The following is a 7,383-nucleotide window of genomic DNA, read 5'->3' on the forward strand; positions in this document are numbered from 1 at the left end:
AGCAAAAGCCCTGCAAAGGGGATCCCAGGCCCACCCGGCTGCAGAGCTTTGGACAAGCCATCCGCGACATCTCCCGTTCTCTGGAGCTGGTGAGGCCGGTCAGCCTGCAGGAGGACTTGCGCAAGTTACAAAGACACTCTACCCAGGAGTTGGCAGAAGAGGTGGGCCAATTTGCCAAGCCCTTCGGCCTGCTGCTGCAAAGCATTCAAAATAGCTACAGCCAACTGGCGCTGCCGGCAGAAAAGGCGGCGGATCCCCAAGCGCAAGTTCAAAAGCACTTTCAACTGCTGCGCTGGTATGTGGAAAAGCGCTTCACCACCCAAGCCCTTCTCTTGGCTCGCGAGTGGGTGGTTTCTGCCCTTTGCCTCTGTGAGGGGATCCAAAACTACCTCGAACGAGAAGCGCGGCAGGGAATTGAACACCAGTTGGGATCCCTCATCCCGCGGAGAAAGCAGCCCTTGGGAGATCCCCCTGCAACTGGCGAATCAGTCCAGCAAGAGGAGCAGCTTCAGTTTCTTCCTCCCATTGCCGCCCACGTTTCGGATGTGAAGCAGCTTGCTGATCTTTGGTCTTGCCTAAGCAAATACCGCAACGACGTAGCCCATGTGCAGATGAATCCCGATCCCCTAAGCGGCGAGGCGCTGGAGAGCTTTGTGCTGCAGAAGCTGCTGCCCAGCTTGGAGGCGCTGTTTCCCGAATTGACTCGGCTAGAAAAGGATCCCTCCGCTTCTTGGTAAACCCAAGACATTGGCAGCTTCGTTCCCGCTTTTCAAGCCTAGTTAAAAAGTTGGCCAAGCTCAAGCTTGATCCTCCCAGACGACCAGAAAAAAAGCTGAAGAAATCTGGGAAGCAAGGGGGATCGACGGATGGTGTTTTGTAGCCTCTGTAACCTCGACACCAGACGGCTGTCGGGTTCTTGTCTTTGTTGTTCTAAACGTCCCCTTCCTGCTGCGAGAACACCATGGCTTATCACTACTGGCAAGCGAAGCTTTGGGGTCTGCTGCACGACCCCGCCCTCAAGGCCCTCCACGACGCCTCTGGCCGCGCCAAGGAAGGACTGTGGCCAAACTTAGCGGCGATGCGGGGGTGGATCTCCCCCAAGGCAGAGGGATCTCCTCTAGAAAGCGTTGGCGATGCGGATCTGGTCGCCTCCGCCAGCGATCGGGCTGCTATTGGCCACCTGCCGGTTGCCATCGACTACCAGGTAGCTGATTGCAGCCAGAGCCTGGGGCCAGGCCTAGAGATGAGCCATCTCCTTTCGGGGCGCAAGCGCTTTTGGCAACTGCCCGAAGAAGAACACCGGGCCCTGCGGCAGGCCAGCTCCCGCGCCGAGTACCTGCTGCAGCGGGAAGCAAGGGTAGTTCCCGACTGGATCTGGCAAGAGGAAGACATCCAGAAGGTGTTCTGGTGGTTCTGGCGCTGTTTCCCCCAGGCGTTGGTTCGGGAATTTGGCGATGAAAACCTTCTGCTTTTGCCAGCAGAAACGCGGCTGCCCGATGGATCCCTGTGGAGCCACACCAGCGTTGTGGCGGCCCTGGCAGGCTGTTTGGCCGGCTACGACGAACCCAAGTTCACGCGGCCTTTTTTGGCCAGCTTTACCTTCAACCCCATCCAGGAGCTGATCAAAGCCAGCCGCAAGATGCGGGACTTCTGGGCTGGATCCTGGCTGTTGCACTACCTCTCGGCACGGCTTTGCTGGGAGCTGGCGGAGAAATACGGCCCTGACTGTCTACTCTACCCCAGCCTCTACGGCCAGCCCTTGATCGACGCCTGGCTCTTGAAGCGATATCCCGAATTTGCCCAGTGGATCCCTCAGCCTTCTGCCAACGCCCTCCTCACTGCCGGCTTCCCCAACGTGCTCCTTTTGCTATTGCCCCAAGATCGGGTGCAGGCGGCCATGCAGTTTGCCCAGCAGACCCTCAAAGACGAATGGCGGCAGCTAGCGCAAAAGGCGCTGGAGCACCTGCAACTGGAGCGCCGCTGGCTGGTGCAGTTGCGCCCGGAGGATCCCACCTGGAAGGGATGGCTGGAGCACCAGTGGCAGATCTACTGGGCGGCAGCGCCCCTGGGATCCCCCCACCAAAGGCTCAAAGACACCGCCATCCTCAAGTCCCAGGAGTCCATCGAGCGGGATCCCTGGGTCAGCACCCAAAACCGCACCTACCATCTCAAAGGAAAGCGGCAGCTTTTTGCCGACCCGGAGCTGAAGTTCCTGCGGATCAGCTTCTGGGATCCCGAAAGGCAGCAGCACCGCCAGCACAAGCCAGGGCTAAACGTAGGCTCCTGGTGGGCAGCGGCAGTGGAGGCGACGCGCCGGCTGCAGGCTGCCTGCAAACAGGCCCGCGATTGGCAGTTGCCGGTGGCCTTTGGGCCGCGCAGCACCGTCTCTGGCCTAGGGCCGGTGGTTCACCCTTCCCCCAGGAATCGCTGGATTAGCGAAGGGGAGAGCCGGCGGCTTTGGCAGCGCCAGGCAGGGCTTTTCGATGGCCGCGAGCAGCTCAACGCCACCGAAACGGTTAAGCGGGCCCTAGACAAGGTGTTGCCGGAGCTCTTCCCCACCCTCGACGAAGACGAGGTCGCCGCTTCCTACCCAGATCTCACTGCTGGCGTGGCCGGTTACCTGAAAACCCACGGGCGACGCGAGCTGGAGCACTTCGAGCAGGCCTGCCGCGCCGTTGAGGCCATCCACCCCGCCATTCGGGAGGTCATCCGAGAAATGCGCGGCAAGTGGGGGATCCCGTGGGCTGACCAGCAAAACCTACGCTACCACCCGCGGCTGCTCAACGCCGGCTGGCTGGTGGAAGACCTGGAAGCGGACGAGGCAACCCAGAAGCGCTGCCGCCAGGAGATAGAAGCCACCCTCAGCCGCTACTACCCCAGCATCAACCCCGCCAGTTGGTACGTGCTGGCCGCGGGCGATGGCGACGACATGGGCCAGTGGCTGAGCGGGGGGAAGATGAAGCCCTACTACGACTACCTGCCCCAGCCGCTGCAGCGCCTAGCGGATGGCCAGAGGGACGCTATTGGCCGCGTCCTCGACTCTGAAGAGCTCAAGCAAGTCAAGGACGCCTTCAGCGAGTTTGTTAAAGCCAGCCGCAAGCGCATGGGCCCAGCCACCCACAGCGCCCTCAGCCGGGCTCTGTTGGATTTTTCTGGCCAGTTGGTGCCCTACCTTACTGAACAGCGCTATGCCGGCAGGCTCATCTACGCCGGGGGGGACGACGTTCTGGCCTACACCAACCTCTGGGAGTGGGATAGTTGGCTCTGGGACATCCGCCAGTGTTTCCGCGGCGGCGAAGACGACTGGCGCGAGTTTGCCAACGAAGGGGACTACTGGCAGTGGCAAAAGGCGCAGTTGCCGGCTGGCCTAAGCCGTCGCCCTCTTTTTACCCTGGGATCCCTGGCCAGCATTAGCTTTGGGGTGGTGATTGCCCACCACTCGGTGCCCCTGGCCATTGCCCTGGAAAACCTCTGGGAGGCCGAACAAGGGGCCAAGGGGCAGGCCTATGCCTCTAGCAGCCCCAAGGACAGCGTCCAGGTGCGGGTGCTGTTTGCCAACGGCAACCAACTGGTGAGCACCTGCAAGTTCGACACCTTCGACAAGTGGAAGGATCTGCTGGACTTCGACTGGAAGCTGTTGGGCCAGAAGCAGGATCAGAGCTCTCTGTTTGAGCAGGCCGCCCAGCTTTGGGAGCAGCACCCAGCCCCCACCTTGGAAGCAGTGCCCGATTGGGCCCGCTTGTTCTGCAGCCGCCGGGATCTCTTTCGCGGCGAAAGTGAGCAGAAGGATCGCTTCCAGGCCAAGCTGGTCGAGTTTATTCAGCACTTCTGGCAGCACAGCCTGCCCGCCCAGCCGGCGGCGTGGGATCTGGCCATCAAAAACTGGTTCAAGCTGGCGGCCTTTGTGCTGCGCAACCGCACCGTGGAATTGGGGAGAAATGCGCGATGAGTTGGTTTGTGCTCTCGCCTTTGGATGTGTGGATGTTTCGCGATGCCAAGCCCTTTGCGCCGGGGGAGCGGGCCTGGGCCACCAGCGGCTTTCCGCCCAGCGGGCACACCCTTGCCGGCGCTATCCTAGCTCACCTGGGCCAGCCGGCAACCCTGCGCCTCTGCGGCCCCTTTCTCTGCTGCGAGGAGCAGCTTTACTTCCCCAGCCCCTTGCACCTTTACCAGGGATCCCCCCTGGTGCCCATCCCCTGGCTGGAAGAGGGCCATGCCTACGGCAGCTACCGCTGGGATCCCACCCGGCCAGCCCCTCTGGTGACAGCGGCTCAGCTCGAGGAAGAAAAAAGCCCGCAAAGCCCCAAGCAAAAGGCTGCTGGCTACCTACCCTGGCAGGCGGTGCAAAAAGCCCTGCAAGGCAAGGGCTGGGATCTGGAGCAGGCAGTAAAGTCCCCCTGGGTAGAGGAAGTGCGGCCCCACAACACCCTGCAGGCAGGCAAACGCCAGGTGCGGGAGACCGATGGCTACTTTGTGGAAACCTGCATCCGCCTGCAGCCCGGCTGGAGCCTGGCTCTTTCCATCGAGTGCTGGGATCCAGAGCGCGAAAGCTGGGATCCCTTGCCCCTAGCGCAAGAAGTAGTGGTGCGGCTAGGGGGAGAAGGCCACGCTGCTCTCCTCAGCCCCTGCCCAAAGCTGGGCAAGCAGTGGCAAGTGCTGCAGGAGCTCTCCCAGCAGACCTTCCGGCAAGCCCGCCGAGCTCTGGCCTACCTGGTGACCCCCGGCGTGTTCATCAAAAAGGTGGAGGGGCGCTCCCTCTGCCGCGCCTGGCCCTGGGAGTGGCGCTTGGCCACCCCTCATCCTGCCCACTCCCTCACTGGCCCTCTGGTGAGCGTGGCCACCGGCAAACCGGTTCCCATTAGTGGCCGCCTGCGGGTGGAGTCCCTGACAGAGCCGCGCAAGACCAGCCTGCCAGCTCCGCAAGTGTTTGCCGCCCCGCCTGGCAGCATCTACTACCTGGAGCATCCAGCTCCCCTTGCCCAGGACGAGCCGGAGCTGGAAGATGGCCGGCTCAACGTCTTCCACCGCTGGCGGCTTCTAGGCTACAGCGAGTTGCTCTGGCTGCCTTGGGCCCATTGAGCTTGCTTTTGAAGTCAACGGATAAGGAGTGTTTTTCTATGGCCTTTCACCTGGTCTATCTCACCTTGCTGACTCCCCTGCACACCGGCGGCACCACCCAAGAAGGCAACCTCTTGGGCATTGCCCGCGAAGCCCACACCAACTTGCCCTACATTCCTTCCAGCACCATCCGCGGCAAATTGCGGGCCAGCGTGGCCGAGAAAGAGTTAAAGTTTGAGCTTTTTGGCAACGAAATTGGGGAGGGGGATCAGCTTACCCAAGGCTCCATTTGGATTGGAGATGGATCCCTCTTGTGGGTGCCGGTGGCTTCCCTCAGCCACGGCGTGATCTGGATAAGCTGCCCGCTCTTGCTCAAGCGCTGGCTGCGGCTAAGTGGCCAGAAGTTGCAGGTGCCGGAGCCCTATAGCACCAACTTGGAGGCAAACCGACCCATCTATCTCAAGGATGCCATCCTAAAGAACGGTCTAAAGAAGTGGGAAAACTGGCAAAGCTTTGTCAAATCTTCCAGCATCAGCCGCGTCCTTGTCTTGCCGGATCAGCACTGTGCCACCCTTATTCAAATGAGCCTGTGGCGGCAGGTAAAAGTTAAGCTCAGCGAGCACAAAGTTGTAGAAGGCGGCTTTCGCTACGAAGAGGCCATCCCCCCCGATAGCCTGATGTACTTTACCTGGGGGGTAACAGCCCAGGCCAACGGCAGTTCCCAAGAAGCAGTGGAGCAATTTCGGAAGCTCCTGCAGGGTAACCAGCTCCTGCAAATTGGCGGCCAGGAGAGCCTAGGCCGTGGCTTTGTCGAGTTGTCTTGGAACTAGTTGAGGAGGCTTTATGGAAACTTTTGATCCCCGCACGTTGGCCAAGCCCGTTTACGAATCCCTTCGCCAGTTAAGGGCTCAAACCGGAGACCAAGAAAAGCTTAAGGAGCAGAAAAACCAGGCTGTGGAGCTCTACACCTACCTTTCCACCTGGGGCCTGCTGCGCCTTAAGGCAGAAGAAGATGCCCTCAACCAGGAAGGGAAAAAACAAGTAGTCAAGGAGTTTTTTGATTGCCTAGAAGAGATCTCTGGCCAAAAGGGAATTGCTAACTCCAACGGCCTGGATCGTCTTATGCAATTGGGAGTTGAAGAGTATCTAGGTTTAACAGGGCTAGGTCTGGCTTTGGCTCAGGAATTCGGCTTTTGGGCTATGGCCATCTACCACGACATTAAAGGAGGAGAGTAATGGGCGTCGCGATCCCCCTGCAAGCGATTTCCCTGCAAGAAGGCAGCCGAGTGGTTATTCATTCTCTTACCTGGCAAGACTGCGAGAGCATTCTGGAGGAGCTGGGCGAAGATCGCCACACTCGCATTGCCTACTACGATGGCACTTTTGAGATCATGTCTCCTTTATCCAAACACGAGCGCCTTCATCGCATTGCCAGTGACATTGTAAAGGCTCTCTTAGATGCTCAGGGGAGAGATTGGGAAGACTTTGGCTCAACAACCCTCAAAAAGCCAGGCAGAGCTGGCGTGGAGCCCGACACCTGCTTCTATGTCAATCACCTGGAGTTGGTGCGAGGTTGCGAGGGCAGGATCGATGTCGATCAGTTGCCCCCACCTGATCTGGCCATCGAGTCCGACGTTACTTCCCGAACTTTTATCGAGGCCTATAGAGCCATCGGCGTGCCGGAAGTTTGGATCTTGGGTGAGCGAAGTTTGCGGATCTTTATTCTGCAGGGAGAAGACTACGTAGAATCAAGCTGCAGCTGGCTTTTTCCAGACTTCGACATCCCCAATCTTGTACCTCAACTTATTCGACGCGCCTTAGAAATTGGCACCAGCGCTATGTTGCGCGAATTTCGGGAAACGCTTCGCAATTCCTAATACTGCTTTCCAGCTTTAGGAGAAGATCAAATGCCTAGCAATCGTCCTGCCAACGCTCCACAACCTTCTCCCTGGCTAGGGCATCCCTTGGATCCCAACCCCAGCCCAGATCCCACAGCGAGCTTTATTGAATATCTGCGTTGGATGAGGGCTCCAGCAACTCCTTTCAAAGACGGAGCCAAAGTCGATCTGGTGCACCAGGCAGAAGCAAAGGCAAACTACGGAGCGCGTCTTCAAGTTCTGAATGCTCGCATCAAACGCATTGCCGGAGAAAAAAACACTTTTCAGGTCACCTGTCCCTGGCGAATTCGGGTAGGCGGAGCCAAAGGCCCGGAGAGCATGCTGCTCCCTGCTTTCGATCACTTAGGGATCCCTTACATTCCCAGCTCCACCCTGCGCGGCGTAGCCCGATCCCAGGCCATTCGAGAGCTGATGCGGGAGCGCAACC

Annotated in this window: 6 protein-coding genes and 1 pseudogene; all 7 read left to right on the top strand. The window is 59.4% G+C overall.

From position 1 onward, the window contains the following. Positions 1 to 737: pseudogene (locus tag NW860_RS03235) on the top strand (TIGR02221 family CRISPR-associated protein); the annotation flags it as partial. A gap of 224 nt (positions 738 to 961) precedes the next feature. Further along, positions 962 to 3,949: a type III-B CRISPR-associated protein Cas10/Cmr2 gene (cas10, locus tag NW860_RS03240; protein ID WP_414512362.1), complete on the top strand. Its 2,988-nt coding sequence runs from the start codon at positions 962 to 964 to the stop codon at positions 3,947 to 3,949. After that, entirely contained in the window at positions 3,946 to 5,079 is a 1,134-nt protein-coding gene (locus tag NW860_RS03245; RefSeq protein ID WP_414411709.1) for a type III-B CRISPR module-associated protein Cmr3, read from the top strand. Before cas10 ends, NW860_RS03245 begins: the two co-directional genes overlap by 4 nt. A gap of 38 nt (positions 5,080 to 5,117) precedes the next feature. Further along, a complete protein-coding gene (gene cmr4 / locus NW860_RS03250; protein WP_414512364.1) occupies positions 5,118 to 5,888 on the top strand; it encodes a type III-B CRISPR module RAMP protein Cmr4 in 771 nt (256 codons plus the stop codon). A gap of 13 nt (positions 5,889 to 5,901) precedes the next feature. Beyond that, the gene (locus NW860_RS03255) at positions 5,902 to 6,294 is read left to right on the top strand and encodes a hypothetical protein (protein ID WP_414512366.1); all 393 of its coding nucleotides are present in this window, start codon (positions 5,902 to 5,904) and stop codon (positions 6,292 to 6,294) included. Continuing rightward, positions 6,294 to 6,935: a Uma2 family endonuclease gene (locus NW860_RS03260; RefSeq protein WP_414512368.1), complete on the top strand. Its 642-nt coding sequence runs from the start codon at positions 6,294 to 6,296 to the stop codon at positions 6,933 to 6,935. Before NW860_RS03255 ends, NW860_RS03260 begins: the two co-directional genes overlap by 1 nt. Positions 6,936 to 6,965: 30 nt before the next feature. Continuing rightward, a partial coding sequence (locus NW860_RS03265; protein ID WP_414512370.1) for an RAMP superfamily CRISPR-associated protein occupies positions 6,966 to 7,383 on the top strand: 418 nt, incomplete at its 3' end.

Origin of the sequence: Synechococcus sp. F70.1 (assembly GCF_047502745.1) — a bacterium.
In the GTDB taxonomy this organism is placed as follows: domain Bacteria; phylum Cyanobacteriota; class Cyanobacteriia; order Thermostichales; family Thermostichaceae; genus Thermostichus.